General features: G+C 35.4%; 10 protein-coding genes and 2 pseudogenes. All 12 read left to right on the top strand.

The window, feature by feature from the left end:
• Positions 1-77 precede the first annotated feature (77 nt).
• The 12 genes and pseudogenes from DFQ02_RS01775 to DFQ02_RS01730 all read left to right on the top strand — a co-directional run bounded on the left by DFQ02_RS01775 (position 78) and on the right by DFQ02_RS01730 (position 19,542).
• Positions 78-1,505 carry a hypothetical protein gene (locus DFQ02_RS01775; RefSeq protein WP_147297719.1) on the top strand — a complete coding sequence of 476 codons (1,428 nt, stop codon included), beginning with the start codon at positions 78-80 and terminating at the stop codon, positions 1,503-1,505.
• Positions 1,506-1,631: 126 nt separating this feature from the next.
• A pseudogene (locus DFQ02_RS15300) lies at positions 1,632-2,237 on the top strand (glycoside hydrolase).
• Between the two features lie 32 nt (positions 2,238-2,269).
• Positions 2,270-2,395, top strand: a complete 126-nt coding sequence (locus DFQ02_RS15370) for a hypothetical protein (protein WP_262510815.1) — start codon at positions 2,270-2,272, stop codon at positions 2,393-2,395.
• Between the two features lie 19 nt (positions 2,396-2,414).
• Positions 2,415-2,780: pseudogene (locus DFQ02_RS15295) on the top strand (IS982 family transposase); the annotation flags it as partial.
• A gap of 289 nt (positions 2,781-3,069) precedes the next feature.
• Positions 3,070-6,213, top strand: coding sequence for a SusC/RagA family TonB-linked outer membrane protein (locus DFQ02_RS01760; protein ID WP_181896334.1), 3,144 nt, complete (start codon positions 3,070-3,072; stop codon positions 6,211-6,213).
• An 18-nt stretch (positions 6,214-6,231) separates the two neighbouring features.
• Positions 6,232-7,992, top strand: a complete 1,761-nt coding sequence (locus DFQ02_RS01755; RefSeq protein WP_116039261.1) for a RagB/SusD family nutrient uptake outer membrane protein — start codon at positions 6,232-6,234, stop codon at positions 7,990-7,992.
• A 53-nt stretch (positions 7,993-8,045) separates the two neighbouring features.
• Entirely contained in the window at positions 8,046-9,647 is a 1,602-nt protein-coding gene (locus DFQ02_RS01750) for a sulfatase (protein ID WP_116039260.1), read from the top strand.
• Positions 9,648-9,683: 36 nt separating this feature from the next.
• The gene (locus tag DFQ02_RS01745; protein WP_116039259.1) at positions 9,684-11,084 is read left to right on the top strand and encodes a sugar porter family MFS transporter; all 1,401 of its coding nucleotides are present in this window, start codon (positions 9,684-9,686) and stop codon (positions 11,082-11,084) included.
• 13 nt (positions 11,085-11,097) lie between these two features.
• A complete protein-coding gene (locus DFQ02_RS01740) occupies positions 11,098-11,838 on the top strand; it encodes an SGNH/GDSL hydrolase family protein (protein WP_220340183.1) in 741 nt (246 codons plus the stop codon).
• An 8-nt stretch (positions 11,839-11,846) separates the two neighbouring features.
• The gene (locus DFQ02_RS15095; protein WP_181896333.1) at positions 11,847-14,687 is read left to right on the top strand and encodes a sugar-binding domain-containing protein; all 2,841 of its coding nucleotides are present in this window, start codon (positions 11,847-11,849) and stop codon (positions 14,685-14,687) included.
• A 27-nt stretch (positions 14,688-14,714) separates the two neighbouring features.
• Entirely contained in the window at positions 14,715-18,017 is a 3,303-nt protein-coding gene (locus tag DFQ02_RS15090; RefSeq protein ID WP_181896332.1) for a DUF5107 domain-containing protein, read from the top strand.
• A 13-nt stretch (positions 18,018-18,030) separates the two neighbouring features.
• Positions 18,031-19,542 carry a sulfatase-like hydrolase/transferase gene (locus DFQ02_RS01730; RefSeq protein ID WP_116039660.1) on the top strand — a complete coding sequence of 504 codons (1,512 nt, stop codon included), beginning with the start codon at positions 18,031-18,033 and terminating at the stop codon, positions 19,540-19,542.
• The last annotated feature ends 37 nt before the right edge of the window (positions 19,543-19,579 follow it).

Raw genomic sequence — 19,579 nt, 5'->3', positions numbered from 1 at the left:
GAGATATTATTAGTGTTAAGCTCAAGCTTAGTGCTTAATTACTTCCCACTACAATAAATAAATTTAAAAAAAAAGATATGATTAAGATAAGACAAACATTGGTATTCGTTTTAATGGGATTGGTTATGGCTTGTAGTACCAGTAGTCCTACAGATCCTAACGACCCTAAATTTGATGATACAGACGATGGTCCAATTACTGGAGGGTCAGCAGATGCTGATATTACATTAACAGTTGACGCTACAGATGCGGTAGATATTTACCCTGATATTTTTGGGATTAATAATGATTGGCGTCTAGTTTCCGATGAGACTTTTGCAAACTTCGTTTCTACCTTAGGAGATATAGGAACAACTGTGGTGAGATATCCAGGTGGTTGGGAATCTGAGTTTTATGCTTGGACGAGCAACACAACTCCAGGTTGGGATAAAACACCAACGAATCCTGGGGCTTCAGTTACAACCTTAAAAGCTAATGTGTCTAACTATAGTATTGTGATCCCTACCACAAATGCCATGAATACAACGGTTGGGTCCAATCAATACAACAACGCCATAACGCTGTTAAAAGATAGAGCGAAACAGGCTATAGACCTTTCTAGTATTAATTCTGTAGATGGTGGTCTTTTAGAAATTGGTAATGAATGGTGGTTGCAATGGGCTGGTGGAGTAACCAGAGCTGAAAAATTAGATAAATATGTCAATATTGCTATGGAATTGACAGAGTATATAGTTAGCGAATATCCAAACCGTAAGTTTAAGCTGCTTATTAATGGTGATTATACCCAGCCACAGGAATTTACTACTATGAAAAATAAGTTTACTAGAGCATATGATGCTATTGATGGGGTAGGGTTGCATACCTATACAGGATATGTTACGGACACACATAACATCGCTGATTTGGAACAGAGGATAAAGGATTGTGCGGATAACTTTAATTCGAACAAGAATTTTAAGTATCTCTCAGAGTGGATGCCTTCTAGGGATTATAATGACAGAGCATTATATATGGAAGCTGCTAATATTATTCCAGATATTATCCACATCTATGCTAGATCTGGGGCTCAAGCAGCTGCATACTGGCCACCTATTAATAGTCCAGTGCCTGGCTTGGGTGTAACTAATTGGAATTATTCTAAAATATTTCCTACAGGGCAGATTTTAGGTAATATGGCGGAATCTTACAAGGGTAAGTCGCTAAAAACCACATCAAATAAATTTCATTTAGCTGCAGCCTTGCAAGATGATAGTACTATGGTGCTTTACATAACAGGAGGTAAGGAGAGCGGTAAAAAAGTAGCTGTGAAAGTAAGTGGTTTTACCTTAAGTTCTATACAAAGCGTTGAGCGTTTCATACCAGCTGATTATAATGATACTGCAAAATCTGAGCCTTATCTTACAGAATCAGCATCTGCTGAAATCAGTTCTGATAATGCTATAGTAGTAGATGTTAATAAACAAGGTTTGTACCAGATTTATAAAATTATAGTAAAAGGTAATTAAAACAATAAAAGCATTATTATCCATATATTAAATTTTGTTATCTATTTTTTGTTCTAGTAATATATCTAATTTTGCTTAACAATAACAGTATTATTGATTATTATGTATTTGGTGTAAGAACAAAAAATGTTAAAATATAATTTAAAAAATATAATACATGTACTGATTCTGATTACATATGCTATTGCAAATAGTCTAAACGCGCAATCTACTAAGATTAGCATTGATAGTGAGAATGTGTTTCAAATTATGGAAGGCTTTGGTGCATCAGATGCATGGAGATGTCAATTTGTTGGAAAATATTGGCCAGTCGAAAAAAAAGAACGAATTGCAGAGCTTTTATTCAGTACAGAATTTGATGGACATGCCACCCAAAGTACAGGGCTGTCTATTTGGCGTTTCTATAACGGTGCTGGTACCATGGAACAAGGGGGTCATTCTGGTATAAAGAATGATTAGCGAAGAAGAGCCGAATCCTTTATTGATGGAAATGGTAATTATGATAGGCAAGAGCAAAAAAGTCAACAATGGTTTTTAAATGAGGCAAAACAATACCGAGAAGATGAATTTCTGGCGTTTTCCCTTTCAGCTCCATTATATTGGGTCAAAAATGGTAAAGGTTATAACGGCGACTATAAAGATGGGGAGATTAACCCAAAACCAGATTATTTTGATGATTGTGCTCAATTTATGGTAGATTTGATAAAGCATTTTAATGCTAGGGGCTTTTAGTTTTCTTACTTAAGTCCAATAAACGAACAACAGTGGAACTGGGAAAAGAAAATTTAAGAGGGTACACCAGCCACAAACAACAATATATTGGTGCTTCTAAGATAGAAGAGAACTATTTAGAAACAGATATTGTTTTGGCAGAAGACGTAGATTTGTGATGGTAATATTCAAATTACGGTAAACCAGAAAGAGGATATCAAATTAATTATTTCTCTAACAATAATTGGAAATAGAGGTTATCTCTCTGCTGAGGTACAATTCAATTTATTTCAGACCTGTAATGTAAATCTTGATGCGCCCATGAGATTAAATCAGAATAATTACAAGAAACAACCTTACGTCTTTAAGAAATCTAGAAAAAGAATTGAAATCCTGTTCTAAAAATTCTGCGACCAATTCATGATTCGTAGAAACTATACCAAATCTTTTGATGGGTTTAAAACTAGAATATTATCCAAGATTACTGCTTTAATAATTGTTCAATACATCAATAGGTTTGTATTTCACAGAAATATTAATAACATCAAAATTAACTTAACCTAAATGTAACACGGGTTAAGTATAGTTTAAAATAAAATTTAAGTATTTGTAAAAAGCAACTTTATCTAAAATGATATAAAACAATATTGTATATATTTTAAGTGTTATTGTCCTTTTAATAACTTAAGAGGTGTACTAGTTTTACCATCTGCTCTTAGCAAAGAAAAAAGAGTGTAACAACAACTAACTAAACCAAATTATGAAAAAAAACAAACGTGTGACATTTACACGGTCAAAATGTAAATGTCTAAAAATTAGTTTAATTAATTATTATCTTTTTGCATTGTTTATATTGATAATATCAGATAAACTTTATGCGACATCTAGCTTAAATGAATTATTTCAAAGTAGTGTTGTAGGGGTTGTTTATGATAACCAAGGGGTTCCATTACCTGGTGCAAATATTCTTATCAAGGGTACAACTAAAGGTGTAGTTACGGACTTTGATGGAAAGTTCAGTATTGATGCCAATTTAAGTGATATTCTATTGATAACATATGTGGGTATGGAAGACATGGAAATTCTTGTTAGGAATTATGAGCCACTGAATATAAATATGAAACAGAGTTCTGCATTGCTAGATGAGGTTGTGGTGGTTGGTTATGGCACTCAAAAAAAGGTTAATGTTACAGGTTCGGTTGCTAGTGTTAAGGTAGAGGAGATAACTAATATTCCAGCAACCAATGTGAAAAATCTTTTAATAGGACAAGTGCCTGGATTAATTACAAATCAAAATCCAGGATTACCGGGTCAAGATAATAATGCATTAAGTATCAGAGGATTTGGTACGCCTTTGGTAATCGTTGATGGTGTAGAGTCTTTTCTTGATAGAATAGATCCTAATGATATTGAAACTATATCGGTTTTAAAAGATGCTTCTGCCGCCATCTATGGTGCCAGAGCAGGAAACGGCGTTATTCTTGTTACAACCAAAAGAGGTAAGTCTGGTAAGGCGAAAATAAATTATCATGGTTGGTACGGAACTCAAAATAAATTGGTATTTCCAGATCTTGCAGATGCTGAAACTTTTGTTAGGTTGGGAAGGGATGGGCTATTTAACCAACAATTTGACCCTGCAAATCCAGATGCAGCTATAGATTATGGGACATTATTTACAGAAGATTTACTTCAAAGAACTATTTCTGGGGAACAACCGAGCTATGATTGGGCCGATGCTGTATTTCGTAGTGGTGGCTCTTCCATCGCTCAACATAACATAAGTGCCAGTGGAGGTTCTGAAAATGTTAAGTATTACACTTCAGTTGGTTTGCTAAATCAAACAGGGATATTTAATGGTGATTATGACTACAGGAAAATTACTGTCACTAACAATTTAGATGCTAAGTTATCTAAAAACATAACGTTAAACTTTAACAGCTCCTATATTGATGAATTTCGAGACTATTCTTCTGTTGGAGTGAACCAGGTCTGGAATGATATTAGAACAGCTCAACCGATTTTTAATCCTGTTTCTCCGGACCCAGATAGAGCTCCTTATTCGGGGTTTTCTGAGCGATCTCCCGTAGCCAGAATACAACAGAAATTCGCTGGTTATGAGCGTACAAATTTAGAGACATTGGCATCGGCTCTAGATTTAAAATATAATGTTCCCTTCATCCCTGGATTGACAATGGGAGTTAGAAATAATATAAGATTTAGATTAATTACACGAGAAAGATTGAGAAGGCCTTACGACGTATGGGAATACAATCCAGATAGTCCATTGGCAGACTCAGATGGTTACATCTTTCAAGCCACAATTTCTACTAATGACTTCTTCAAATCTATTGGAGGAGCTAATTTTACAAATGATCCTAAACGAAGAATTCTATCAAGAATTTATTTAGACTATAATAAAGAGATAAATGACCACAAAATATCAGCTCTAGCTTTTTATGAAAAGGAAGATAATAGCTATGAAAGTTTGACAGTATTAAGGAGAGATTTGTTGTCATCTGAAATACCTCAGGTAACATCAGGTGACGATAATCTTACAACTACAGGAGGCATTGGAGTGCCATTAAGCTACACTAGGCTAAGTGCAGCTGGTAGGTTAAACTATTCTTACAAGGATAAATATTTATTTGAAGCTACTGTTAGAGCAGATGGTAGTTCCAAGTTTGGTCCTGAGGTACGTTGGGGGTATTTTCCATCTGCATCTCTAGGATGGAATATTGCTAAAGAGGATTTTTTAAACGATAGTGCTATTGGAGAACTTAAATTAAGATTATCATATTCAGAAACTGGTATTGATAGTAATATAGGAAATACCGCTTTTGAATATTTATCTGGTTTTTCTGAAACAGGCGGTGTATACTATTTTGAAGGTTCATCTCCCGCAGCTATAATACAAACAGAAGGTCTTGCAAATGCATTAGTCACTTGGGAGGAGACAACTATGTATAACTTAGGTTTAGATTTCAGCACTTTTAAAGGTAAACTATATGGTAATATTGATTTGTTTTACAGACTAAGAGAAGGTTTATTAAGAAGGCCTCTTGAGGGGCTGCCTTCTACATTCGGAGCAGCTTTACCAGCTACTAATCTTGATTCTAGAAGCAATAAAGGAATTGAGGCTTTAGTCGGTTACAGAAATAATTGGGGAGATTTTGGAGTGAATATCGCAGGTACTTTCACTTTAGCAAGAGAACGTTACGAGGAATTTCAAGAGGATATAGATGAAACCGATCCTGTACAGGTAAGAGTGGATCAACGTTCAGGACGTTATGTAAACCAAGTTTTCGGTTATAGAACAAACGGTTTGTTTAATTCTCAACAAGAAGTAGATGATTATTTAAGTCAAGTAACAATACAGACAATTAATGGAGCACCTAAACCGGGTGATATTAGATATGTAGATTTGAATGGAGATAATGTTATTAATAGAGAAGATTTAGATAATATAGGGTTTGGTGGTAATCCTGAAATGTTATTTTCATTAAATACAAATTTCACTTACAAAAACTTCTCTCTTTCCATGCTATGGCAGGGAGCGTCTAGATTTAATGTTTTCCTTACGCAAGGAGCTAGAAACCCTTTCGATAACGAAACAGTACCTTACACGTTGCACGAAAAATATAGTTGGAGACAAGATCCTTCAAATCCTGGATTCAATGCAAACCCTAGTGCCCAATTACCGGCCTTTGAGAGAAATGGAGCTAGACCATGGAACGGAGCTTTTTCAGATTTTTGGTATAAAGATGGTACGTATCTTAGATTGAAGGTAGCAAATCTAAGTTATAAATTTCCTAAAGAAGTTTTAGATAAAATAAGTCTGAATAATTTAGAATTATACGTAACAGGCGATAATATATTAACTTTCTCTAAACTGGGTATTTTTAAAGATATAATCGATCCAGAACAAGCTGCAAGTAATAGTGGCTTGAGTTTACCTCCTTTAAGAACTTTTACATTAGGTGTACGCCTAGGATTATAACCTCAAAAAAATAATATTATGTACAAAAGAATTTTAATTATTTTAACTATCCTCATATCATTTGGATGTGAGGATCAACTAGACAAACAAGCTGATTTTATATCTGAAAACGTTGTATTTGAGGACGAGGCTTTAACCGAGGCATATTTGGCAGGTTTATACAATAACATGTCATTTCAAATTTTTGGTGGTTTTGGTAACATAAATATTGGTATGATAGCTGCAGCAGGAGCAGAACATATTAATTTTGCCAATTGGCAGACACCCAACTCGACTTACAGAAGACAATATACAGCAGAAACTGGTCCTGGGCCACTTGATCGTTGGCCATATTTTAATATCCGTAATATTAATATACTAATTAGAGATATGCCTAACAGTGTGACTCTGAATGAATCATTCAAAAAGGAAAAAATTGCAGAGGCGAGGTTTTTAAGAGCTTATGAGTATTTTGAATTGGCTAGAAGATTTGGAGGAGTACCTTTAATAACGGTACCTCAAAACACAGATGATCCAGAAGAGGAACTATTTCCTGCACGTTCTAATGAGAAAGATATTTATGATTTTATTTATAATGAATTAGAATTGGCAATTCCAGATTTATCTGAAACTCCAACAGGTGCAGAAGGAAGAATAGATAAATCTACAGCACTAATGCTCCAAAGCAGGGCGATGTTATATGCTGCGAGTATCGCAAATTTTGGAGAAGTTAAACTAAATGGTATAGTTGGTATTCCTGATGGAGAGGCAATTGCTTATTATCAAAAAAGTTATGATGCTTCTAAAGCAGTAATTGAATCTAATCTATTTAGTTTGTATAATAAATCAGCTGATAAAGTACAGAATTTTTCATCTTTGTTTTTAGATGAAGGCTTAGGCAATCCTGAAATTATCTTTGCAGAAAGATTTGAGCCTTTCATAAAAGGACATTCATTAGATTGGTTGGCAAATCCGGATGGTTTAGGTTTAGAATGGAATTCAAACTTTCCAGTACTTTATGATTTTGCAGAACTTTTTGATTTTACCGATGGTAGGACTGGTAAAAGTATTAATAGAGGTGATTTAAATGCCAATAATACATGGGACATTAATGATTTCTTCGGTAATAGAGACCCTCGTTTTATTGCAAGTATATTTTACCCTGAAACAGAATGGAAGGGTCAAAAAATATACTTTCATGGAAGTACTCAACTAGAAAATGGTACAGTTTCAACAAACAGAAATTTGTTAATAACTAAACCAGGTACAGGGGAACAATTACCAGCCGCCGCAGCAGCAAGAAACGTAAGAAATACCGCATTATTGGCGCGAAAGAGATTGGATCCATCTAATACGGCAACAGCTGAATTAAACTCAGGACAGGATTTCTTTGTATTTCGTTATGCAGAAACACTTTTAAATTTAGCTGAAGCAGCCTATTATTTAGGAAGAACTGATGAGGCACTCGAAGCAATAAACATGGTAAGAGAAAGAGCTGGAATGCCTTTAAGAAATTCGATAACTGAGGATAATATAAGACAAGAACGTCAAGTAGAATTGGCTTTCGAGGAACAGCGTTACTGGGATTTAATTCGTTGGAGAATTGCGACAGATGTTTTAGGTAATGTAAGAACTAAAGGGCTTGTGTTTAGATACAATCTTGCAACAGATACCTATAGAATTACTTTAAAAAATGCAGAGGGAAATATTCGACAATTTGGAGAAGAACGCTATTATCTTCCTTTTGGACAAAACAGATTAGCAGATAACCCTAATTTAATTCAAAATCCAGGATATTAATTTTAGAAAAAATTTGCTAAAATCATTTTTTCAACACGATATTGAATTAGTTCATGAGTACAAATAAGTTAGTTTTAGTTTTTAGTCTTTGTCTTACAACCATTTATATAAATGGTTGTAAAGACATTGATAATAAAAAAGAAACTATTAGTAAAAAACCGAATATAGTTTTTATTCTAGCTGATGACCTCGGAGCTTATGATTTAAGTTATGCAGGCAGTAAATACTATGAAACACCTAATATAGATGCAATTGCTAGTGAGGGAGTGCAATTTACACAAGGTTATGCATCTTGTCAAGTATGTAGTCCTTCAAGGGCAAGTTTAATGACAGGTCAAGATCCCGCACGTCATGGTATTACAGACTGGATTGGTGCAGCAACAGGAAGAAAATGGGGAGATCATTACAATACAAAAGTAATGCCACCTGATTATCAACATGCTTTGGCGGATTCTTCGATTACAATCGCTGAAGCTTTAAAGCAAAATGGGTACAAAACTTTTTTTGCTGGAAAATGGCATTTAGGAGATGAGCCATACTCGCCAGAGAATAATGGATTCGATATAAACAAAGGAGGCTGGGAAGTAGGGGGGCCTAAAGGAGGTTATTATGCGCCTTGGAGAAACCCTAAGTTGGATTATAAATATAAAGGAGAAAATCTTACAAAGCGTTTAGCTCTTGAAACTGCTGATTTTATTGAAGCAAATAAAGAAAAACCATTTTTTGCTTACTTATCTTTTTATGCTGTGCATGGTCCTATAGAAACAACAGAAGCTAAATGGAAAAAATATAGGGACAAAGCGGAGGCACAAGGTATTCCTGATTCTGGTTTCGAAATGGAAGCTAGATTACCTATTAGAAATGTACAAGATAATCCAGTTTATGCTGGTTTGGTAGAATCAATGGATAACGCTGTGGGTGTTGTACTTGATAAATTAAAAGAGTTAGGTTTAGATGATAACACCATAGTGATCTTTACCTCAGATAATGGAGGTGTAGCTAGTGGTGATGCATTTTCTACTACAAATTATCCCTTACGAGGTGGTAAAGGTTATCAATGGGAAGGAGGTATAAGAGAACCGTATCTTATTAAAGTTCCAATGTTAAAAAATACACCTAAACAAGTAGCTTATCCTGTTTCAGGGATTGATTTTTACCCAACTTTATTGGATTTAGTTGGAGCTGAAACTAATCCCAATCACAAGGTGGATGGTATTAGCTTATTACCACTACTCAATGGGGGAGCTTTAAATGAAAGAGCTTTATTTTGGCATTACCCACATTATGGAAACCAAGGAGGGGATCCAGTTAGCATCATAAGAAAAGGAGACTATAAACTCATCCATTTTTGGGAAGATGGACGAGATGAGTTATACAATTTGACGAGTGATCCTAGTGAAAAGCATAATATTTCTAAAGAAAAAGAAGCAATTGTAGAAGGTTTAAGAACTGAATTAGACACTTATTTGAAAAGTATGAATGCCAAAACACCAGAAGTATATCCTAATTATGATATTGCTAAGGCAAAAGAAAAACAAGAGAATAGGAGAACTAAAATGTTACAGCGTCTAGAAAAACAGCGCAAAGACTTTTTAAGTAAAGATTTTAAGCCTAATGAGGATTGGTATAACAGTAGCTTATCAACTAAGGATTAGAAGATTAATATTAACATAAACCAACAAAACTAAATAATGTCTAAACCAAAATTTAATTTTACCTACCTACTCTTCTTAGCACTTGTTTCAGCAATGGGTGGTTTTCTATTTGGGTATGATTGGGTAGTAATTGGAGGGGCAAAGCCTTTCTATGAGCTTTTTTTTAACATAAGTTCAGAGCCAACATTACAAGGTTGGGCTATGAGTAGTGCTTTAATAGGTTGCATCTTTGGAGCAGTTGTTTCTGGATTTGTTGCTGATAAGTTTGGGAGAAAACAACCTCTAATACTTGCTGCTGCTTTATTCATAATTTCTGCGTTTGGTACAGGATATGTCAATGAATTTACGCCTTTTATAGTTTACAGGCTTATTGGTGGTTTAGGTATTGGGTTAGCTTCTACCTTATCTCCCATGTACATTGCAGAAATTGCACCAGCAAAATATAGAGGCCAATTTGTGGCAATCAATCAGTTAACACTTGTTATAGGGATTTTAGCAGCGCAAATTGCTAACTTTTTTATCGCTGAATCTATACCGAAAGATTTTTCGCCAGAAATGATTTTAAATTCTTGGAACGGTCAAACTGGTTGGCGTTGGATGTTTTGGGCAGAATTGATTCCAGCTGTTCTATTTTTTATTTTGATGTTTGTTGTACCCAAGAGCCCTAGGTTTTTAGTGAAAATTGCTCAGCCTGAAATGGCTAAAAGTATACTTTTAAAAATTGGTGGTAAAGCTTATGCTGAGGAGGAATTAAGTAATATTAAATTGACTTTAAAAGAGAGTAGCACATCAAAAATCAATTTTTCGGATTTTAAAAATCCAAAAATTAAACCAATTTTAGTTATAGGAATTGTTTTAGCAATATTTCAACAATGGTGTGGCATCAATGTTATTTTTAATTATGCCCAAGAGATTTTTACAGCGGCTGGTTATAGTGTTGGTGATATGCTATTCAATATTGTGATAACTGGAAGTGTGAATTTAATATTTACACTAGTAGCGATGAGAACTGTAGATAGTTGGGGGCGTAGAAAATTAATGCTTTTTGGGTCTATTGGATTGGGTATAGTATATCTGATTTTAGGAGGGGCTTTTTATTTTCAATTTACCGGCTGGCCTGTATTATTGATGGTAATTACTGCTATTGCTATTTACTCAATGTCTTTAGCACCTATTACTTGGGTAGTACTTTCAGAAATATTTCCAAATAAAATTCGAGGTGTTGCCATGTCTATTGCAACCTTTTCACTGTGGGTAGCTTCGTTTGTACTAACCTTTACATTCCCAATTTTGAAAGATGCCTTGGAAGCTTCAGGAACATTTTGGGTATATAGTTTCATTTGTATAGTAGGGTTTATATTCATAAGAATAAAATTACCTGAGACAAAAGGAAAAACTTTGGAGGAAATAGAACAGGAATTAACAAAAGAGAAGTAAACACTAATAGATAATGTCAATTTTCAAAAAACATATCGCTCTAGGATTTTTTTTATTGATGGCCTTAAATAACGCCTGTGCTCAGCCTGAAGAAAACATGGCGTCTAATTATTTAGATTCTTTAAAACAAGAATTGAAAGTAAAATGGCCCAAAAACCGTACAATAAATTTAGTGTTTCATGGGCACTCAGTTCCTACTGGGTATACTACAGGAGGGGTGTTAGATAGACTCAACTCTTATCCATATAAAACCTTAAAAAAAGTAAATGATTTTTACCCTTATTCAGTAGTAAATACTATTACTACGTCAATAGGGGGAGAACAAGCCGAACAAGGTGCCAAACGCTTCAAGGAAGAAGTCTTGACTTACAAGCCAGATGTATTGTTTATAGATTATGGTTTAAATGACAGAAGTATTGGTTTAGAGCGTGCAAAAGTAGCTTGGGAAGAAATGGTTGTAGAAGCATTAAAATATGGAGCCAAAGTAATTCTACTAACACCGACTCCTGATTTAAGAGAAGACATTACGTCTGACGAAGCACCACTAGCAAAGCATAGTGAGATGATTCGTGATTTAGCTAAAAAACATAAAGTAGGCCTTGTGGATAGCTATGCGCTATTTAAAAAACTAGCGGAAACAGAACCTTTAATTGGCTATATGGCTCAGAATAACCATATCAACCAAAAGGGGCATCAATTTGTTGCGGATGCTATTTTCGAATATTTCATCACATCAAATTGTCATAATAATTAATCGTATAAATGAAGCTTTTCAGAATACATATAACCTTTCTTTTAATTGTCATTGCCTTCACTTTACAGAATTGTAAAAGTGATGAATTGGCTTATATGGATTTGTCAGGAAACTGGAGTTTTAAAATTGATTCTTTAGACCAAGGTATTCAGGAAAAGTGGTTCAATTTAAGTTTGAACGACAGTATAAAGTTACCTGGGTCTATGCCAGAAAACGGCAAGGGTAATGCTATTTCTGTAAAAACCAATTGGACGGGAAATATGTGGAACGATAGCCTTTGGTACACTTCAAAAGAAATGAAAAAATATCGTCAAGAAGGTAACGTTAAAGTTTCCTTTTGGCTAACTCCGGTTAAAGATTACAAAGGGCCTGCTTGGTATCAAAAAAGGATAAGTATTCCACAATCATGGAGCGGCAAAAACATTAATCTAAACTTAGAACGTGTACACTGGGAGTCTATCTTGTGGGTAGATGACAAGAAAATAGGTATGCAAAATAGTTTAGCAACGGCACACAATTATAATTTGGGTAAATTGTCAGCAGGCCAGCATACTATTTCGATACGTGTGGACAACCGTATTAAAAGCATCAATGTGGGCTTAGATGCTCATAGTATTTCGGATAACACGCAAACTAATTGGAATGGTATTGTTGGAGATATTTCACTTTCAGCAGTTCCAAAACTGTCTATTGGAAATGTGAAATTGTATCCTAACGTCTCAAATAAAACGGTTAGGGTAGTAGCTCAAATTGAAAATGCCACTGAATCCAATCAAACGGCAGAACTAACGCTTCAGGCTATAGAAAAATCAGAAAGCGGACAAGCTCTTGAGGTTTTAAAAGAATCCATTCAAATTGAAGATTCTAAAACAGTTGAGTTTGAATATCCTATGGGAGATGCGCCCAAACTTTGGGATGAATTCAATCCTAACTTATACGACATACACCTGTCTTTAAATTCCGAAAAAGGTTTAGACAAAAAAGTGGAAACTTTCGGTATGCGAGACTTTAAAGCTGATGGCACTGTTTTTAAAATTAATGACCGCCCCATTTATTTAAGAGGGACTTTAGAGTGTGCGATTTTTCCATTAACGGGTTACCCTCCAACTGATGTTAATTCTTGGAAAAGTATTATGAATACTATCAAAGCCCACGGTTTAAACCACATGCGTTTTCATTCGTGGTGTCCGCCAGAGGCCGCATTTCAGGCTGCTGATGAGATGGGTATTTATATTCAGGCTGAAGCATCTGCGTGGAAAGCTGGTTTAGGAGATGGTAAACCTGTAGATACGTGGTTGTACCAAGAAGGCGAAGATATTATCAACGCTTACGGAAATCATCCATCTTTTGTGCTCATGACCTATGGTAACGAGCCAAGTGGAAAAAATCACAAGCAGTATTTAACAAAGTATGTTGACCATTTTAAGGCATTCGATAACCGAAGGCTATACACTAGTGGCGCAGGATATCCATATCTTGAAAATATGGATTATTATAACCATAGAGGTCCAAGAATACAAGGTTGGAATGAAAACCTGAAGAGTGTAATTAATGCAAAACCCCCACAAACAGAATTTGATTGGAGTAAGTTTATTCACAAAACCCCGATGCCTTATGTTTCGCATGAAATGGGGCAGTGGTGTGTATATCCAAACTTTAAAGAAATGTCAAAGTACACGGGAGTTTTAAAACCTAAGAACTTCGAAATTTTTAAAGAATCTTTGGAAGAAAACGGGATGCTGAAATTAGCAGATAGCTTTTTATTGGCATCAGGAAAACTACAAACATTGTGTTATAAAGCTGATATAGAGGCAGGATTACGCACCAAAGGAATGGCAGGGTATCAGCTATTAGATTTGCATGATTTTCCGGGTCAAGGTACAGCACTTGTTGGTGTTTTAGATGCATTTTGGGATGAAAAAGGTTATGTGTCGCCAGATGAATTTAAATCATTTAGTGGAAATACAGTGCCTTTGGCAAGACTAGAAAAACGCACTTTCAAGAATTCAGAAACGCTTACAGCAAAAATTGAAATAGCACATTTTAGTGAAAACCCTATGCAACAGGTGGTTCCAAAATGGCAATTGACTCACACTGACGGTAGTGTGTTTTCTGAAGGTGAATTGGATAAAACAGATATTCCAATAGGGAATGGCATTCAATTGGGCACTATTAATCAATCTTTAAGCTCTATAAGTATAGCTAAAAAGTTAACGTTAACTGTTTCAGTAGAAGATTTTAAGAATAGTTGGGACGTTTGGGTGTATCCAAATCAAAAAGAAACCATTGAAAATGAAGCATCCATTAAAATTGTAAATAAACTGGATACTAAAACCATCAGCTATTTACAAAACGGGGGTAATGTGCTTTTAAACATCACAAAAGGCGATATAGCTCCAAATTATGGAGGTAACATAGGAATAGGATTTTCAAGTATTTTCTGGAATACTTCTTGGACTAAAGAGCAGAAACCTCATACGCTGGGAATTCTTTGTAATCCATCACATCCAGCATTAGCACATTTCCCGACAGAGTATCATTCCAATTGGCAATGGTGGGATGCCATGAGTCATTCCAACGCTATCATTTTTGATGAGATACCAGAAATAACGCCTATAATAAGGGTAATAGATGACTGGTTTAAAAATAGAAGGACCACACTTTTATTTGAATGTAAAGTTGGTAAAGGAAAATTGATATTCTCAGCTATAGATTTACATACCAATTTACACAACAGACTAGAAGCACAACAGCTCCTGTATAGTTTAAAACACTATATGGCAAGTGAGGCCTTTAGTCCTAAAACAGCTATAGAAATAAGCCAATTGAAAAGGCTATTAAAATATTAAAACATACAAGGTTAAATTATTACGATTATGAAGACAGTCAAAGCTTGGCATGAAAAAGTAACCATTCCAACTTATGAAGTGGGAACCCCAGAAAAATATCCGGTTTTTTTAGAAAAACGTGTATATCAGGCAAGTAGTGGAGCAGTATATCCGCATCCCGTGATAGAAAAAATTAGTGATGAAAAAGTAGACAAAGAATGGGATGCTATTTTCATTGAAAACGATTATATAAAATTGATGATTTTACCAGCGCTTGGAGGAAGAATCCAAAGAGCGTATGATAAGATTCGTAAACGGGATTTTGTTTATTATAATCATGTAATTAAGCCAGCGTTAGTAGGGTTAACAGGGCCTTGGATTTCAGGAGGAATAGAATTTAACTGGCCACAACACCATAGACCAAGTACATACGACCCAACAGATTTTTATATTGAGGAGAATGAGGACGGAAGTAAAACGGTTTGGGTAAGTGAGTTAGAACGTATGTTCCGTACTAAAGGTATGGCAGGTTTTACGCTACATCCAGATAAGGCATACATTGAAATTAAAGCACATTTATATAATAGAACGCCACATCCACAAACGTTTTTGTGGTGGGCAAATCCTGCAGTAGCAGTTAACGACCATTACCAGTCGGTTTTTCCACCTGATGTAAATGCTGTATTTGACCACGGTAAACGTGATGTGTCAGAATTTCCAATTGCTAAAGGCGAATACTATAAAGTAGATTATTCCCCAGGAACAGATATATCTAGATACAAAAACATTCCAGTACCAACAAGTTACATGGCAATTACCTCTGAATATGATTTTGTTGGAGGATATGAAAACGATTCAAAAGGAGGCTTACTGCATGTTGCAGACCATAATGTATCTCCCGGTAAAAAACAATGGACTTGGGGCAATGGAGAATTTGGTAAAGCGTGGGATAGAAACTTAACAGATGAAGACGGACCGTACATTGAGTTAATGTGTGGTGTTTATACAGATAATCAACCAGATTTCTCTTGGATGCATCCATACGAAGAGAAGAGTTTCAAGCAATACTTTATGCCCTACTACAACGTAGGTGTTGTAAAAAATGCAACAAAAGAAGCCTTGGTAAACCTTGAAATGGTAGATGGTAAAGCACAGGTTAAAGTATATGTTACTTCTACATATGATAATTGTGTTATCACTTTAAGTGCTAATGGTAAGGTGTTGCACGAAGAGGTGTTAAACCTTTCGCCGGAAGTTGGTTTTGAAAAATTGATTGATATTGCTGGAAATACATTTGACGATTTAAAAATTTCAGTGAATGACAGTACAGGTAAAGTTTTAGTGGCATGGGAACCAGATAAGGATTTATCCGATGAAATTCCAGAACCAGCCAAAGCGGCCAAAGACCCTAAAGATATTGAAACCGTTGAAGGTTTATATTTAAGAGGGCTTCATTTAGAGCAATACAGACACGCCACCTTTGTAGCTACAGATTATTATGAAGAAGCGTTAAGACGCTCTCCAAAAGATGTACGCAATAATAACGCCATGGGGCTTTGGTATATACGTAAAGGACAATTAGAAAAAGCAATTGAGTATTTTGATACGGCTATAGAAACATTAACAAGTCATAACCCTAATCCGTATGACGGAGAGCCTTATTTTAACAAAGGAATAGCTTTAAGTTACTTAGGTAAAAAAGAAGAGGCATACGCCAGTTTCTTTAAAGCATGTTGGAATGCTCAATGGCAAGATGCTGGTTATTTCAATTTAGCCCAAATAGATTGTTCTAGAGGCGATTTGGAAAAAGCGATGGACTTGGTAGATAGAGCATTAATCAAAAACTGGCATAACCATAAAGCAAGACACCTAAAAACTATTTTACTTAGAAAAGCTGGTAAGATTGAAGAAGCTAAACAGTTAATTGAAGATTCTTTAGCTATTGATAAATTCAACTTTGGAGTGCTTTATGAAAAGTATATTTTGTCTAATGCTCCAGAAGATTTAGAGGCATTTAAGACGATTCTTCGAAATTATGCACACAATTATATTGAGTTTTCTTTAGACTATGCTATGGCAGGTCAATTTGATGAGGCTGTAGCATTATTAAAAGTACATACCGATACCAATGCAAAAGTGTACCCCATGGTGTACTATTTTATGGGGTGGTATTTAGACCAAAAAGGAGATAGCAGTAGCGCATTAGAGGCCTACAAAAAAGCATCGCAAATGCCAGATACTTATTGTTTTCCGAACAAAATAGAAGAGGTCAAAGCACTCCAATCTGCTTGTAAAGCGAATCCGTTAGACGCAAAAGCATTTTATTATTTGGGTAATTTCTGGTATGCTAATAGACAATACAAAGAAGCACAAGCTTGCTGGGAAACTTCCGTGAAATTAGATGATAGTTTCGCTATTACGCATCGTAACTTGGCATTGCTTTATTACAACAAAACCAATCAAAAAGAATTGGCAGTAATCCATTTAGAAAAGGCATTTGAGTTAGATAGTACCGATGCACGATTGTTGATGGAGTTAGATCAATTATACAAAAAAATTAATGTGTCAATTGATAAGCGATTAGCATTATTGGAGGAGCATATTGATTTAACTAACTCTAGAGACGATTTGTATTTAGAGCGTATTGCGCTTTATAACTTGAAAGGCGATTTTGAAAAAGCAAAAGCTTTGATAGATAAACGTCAATTCCATCCATGGGAAGGTGGCGAAGGCAAAGTACCTTTTCAATATCTAACAAGTAATATAGAACTTGCAAAGAAATATATCTATGTAAAGAATTATGAAGACGCTATTGAACTTTTAATACAGTCTAAAGATTACCCTCATAATCTAGGAGAAGGTAAATTGCACGGGACCGTTGAAAATGATATTGATTATTGGTTAGGGTGTGCCTATGAAGGTCTGGGTGAAGATGACAAAGCCAAAGCGTATTTCGAATTAGCTTCGAAGGGATTGAGTGACCCAAGTCCAGCAATTTTTTATAACGACCAGCAACCCGATAAAATTTTCTATCAAGGACTGGCATTGCAAAAACTAGGTAGAATAGACGAAGCCAATACCCGATTTGATAATTTGTTAAACTATGGAGAAACCCATATGAATGACAATGTAAAAATGGATTATTTTGCCATTTCTTTACCTGATTTATTGATTTGGGAAGAAGATTTGAATGTCATTAATAAGATTCATTGTAATTATATGATTGGTTTAGGACAGTTAGGTAAAGGCGAGGATTGTAGAGCCATAGAAGCTTTTACTAAAGTTATTGATACCAATTCGTCACATATACCAGCGCATATTCATCAAGCACTAGTTGGTGTTAAATCTTAATAGTAAAAAGGAGATGAAATTGTCAGCTCTCATCAAGAGTATAGTGTTTAGCACTTTGTGTTGTATAGCTTTTCAGGCATGTGCACAACACAATAATCCTAACATCGTCATCATTTATGTTGACGATTTGGGTTATGGTGATATTGGAGTGAATGGAGCTATTGGTGTTGAAACACCACATATTGATACACTTGCTAAAAACGGATTGAATTTTACAGATGCGCATTGTTCTGCATCAACCTGTACGCCGTCCAGATATTCCTTATTAACAGGAAGTTACGCTTTTCGAAATAAGGCTGAAATTTTAGAGGGCGATGCTCCTTTGATTATAAATCCAAATATGGGAACATTGCCTAAAATGCTTCAAAAAGCAGGTTACAAAACGGGGGTGGTTGGTAAATGGCACTTAGGCTTAGGAAAGGGTAAAATCAATTGGAATGAGTATATTCCTTTAGGACCCAAAGAAGTGGGGTTTGACTATAGTTTTTTAATTCCAGCCACAGGTGATAGAGTGCCCTGTGTGTTTTTAGAGAACCAAAAAGTAGTTGGTTTAGACCCTAATGACCCCATTACGGTTAGTTACGGTACACGAATAGAAGGATACCCTTGGGGTTTTCAGCACCCTGAACTTTTAAAGCAACATACAGATCCTTACCATCAAGGTTCGGTAATCAATGGCATTAGCCGAATTGGGTATATGAAAGGAGGTAAAGAGGCACTTTGGGTGGATGAGAATATCCCTTATGTACTTACTGATAAAGCCAATACTTTTATAAGTAATAATAAGGACAATCCTTTCTTCCTCTATTTTGCTTTGCATGATATTCATCAACCTCGTATAGCGAATATTAAGTTCGTAGAAAGTAGCACCATGGGACCACGTGGTGACGTAATAGCTCAAATGGATTGGTGTGTTGGTCAAGTTAAAGAAGCACTGGAAAAACAAGGGTTGTTAGAAAACACCTTAATTATTTTCACTAGTGATAATGGTCCAATTTTAGATGATGGCTACATAGACTATGCCAGAGAATTGGTTGGAGACCATAAACCTGGGGGAATTTATAGAGGTAGTAAGTATTCTGCTTATGAGGCTGGTACCCGAATGCCTACTGTGGTGCATTGGCCAAAAGAAGTAAAACCGGGCACAAGCAATGCCTTACTATCTCAAGTTGATTTGTATGCGTCTTTAGCCTCTTTAGTTAATCAAAACATAGAAAAAGGAGATGCTGTGGATAGTCAAAACTTTATGGATTCTTGGCTGGGAAAATCTGATAAGGGACGCAAATATTTACTGGAAGAATCTTATACTTTCGGTTTTAGAATGGATAATTGGAAATACATTACTCCAAAAGATAAGCCTGTACCTAATTGGATTGTAGAAAAGTTTGTAGATCCTGGGTTTAGAACAGAACCGCAATTGTATAATTTATACGAAGACCCCTCCGAAGTAAAAAATTTAGCAAGCGAGTATCCAGAAATCGTGGCTAAAATGGAGGCTGAACTGAAAGAAATTTTAGAGCAATAAAAATAGATTGAAACATCTGCTTTACATACTAGGTTTA

It is taken from the genome of Seonamhaeicola aphaedonensis (assembly GCF_003386195.1).
Classification (GTDB): Bacteria; Bacteroidota; Bacteroidia; order Flavobacteriales; family Flavobacteriaceae; genus Seonamhaeicola; species Seonamhaeicola aphaedonensis.
This window is presented reverse-complemented; position numbering and strand designations above follow the sequence as displayed.

Bases quoted from the DNA above. Each gene is read 5' to 3' on its own strand.
- DFQ02_RS01745 (WP_116039259.1), top strand. From the start codon at position 9,684: ATGTCTAAACCAAAATTTAATTTTACCTACCTACTCTTCTTAGCACTT.
- DFQ02_RS01750 (WP_116039260.1), top strand. From the start codon at position 8,046: ATGAGTACAAATAAGTTAGTTTTAGTTTTTAGTCTTTGTCTTACAACC.
- DFQ02_RS15095 (WP_181896333.1), top strand. From the start codon at position 11,847: ATGAAGCTTTTCAGAATACATATAACCTTTCTTTTAATTGTCATTGCC.
- DFQ02_RS01775 (WP_147297719.1), top strand. From the start codon at position 78: ATGATTAAGATAAGACAAACATTGGTATTCGTTTTAATGGGATTGGTT.
- DFQ02_RS01730 (WP_116039660.1), top strand. From the start codon at position 18,031: ATGAAATTGTCAGCTCTCATCAAGAGTATAGTGTTTAGCACTTTGTGT.
- DFQ02_RS01740 (WP_220340183.1), top strand. From the start codon at position 11,098: ATGTCAATTTTCAAAAAACATATCGCTCTAGGATTTTTTTTATTGATG.
- DFQ02_RS15090 (WP_181896332.1), top strand. From the start codon at position 14,715: ATGAAGACAGTCAAAGCTTGGCATGAAAAAGTAACCATTCCAACTTAT.
- DFQ02_RS01755 (WP_116039261.1), top strand. From the start codon at position 6,232: ATGTACAAAAGAATTTTAATTATTTTAACTATCCTCATATCATTTGGA.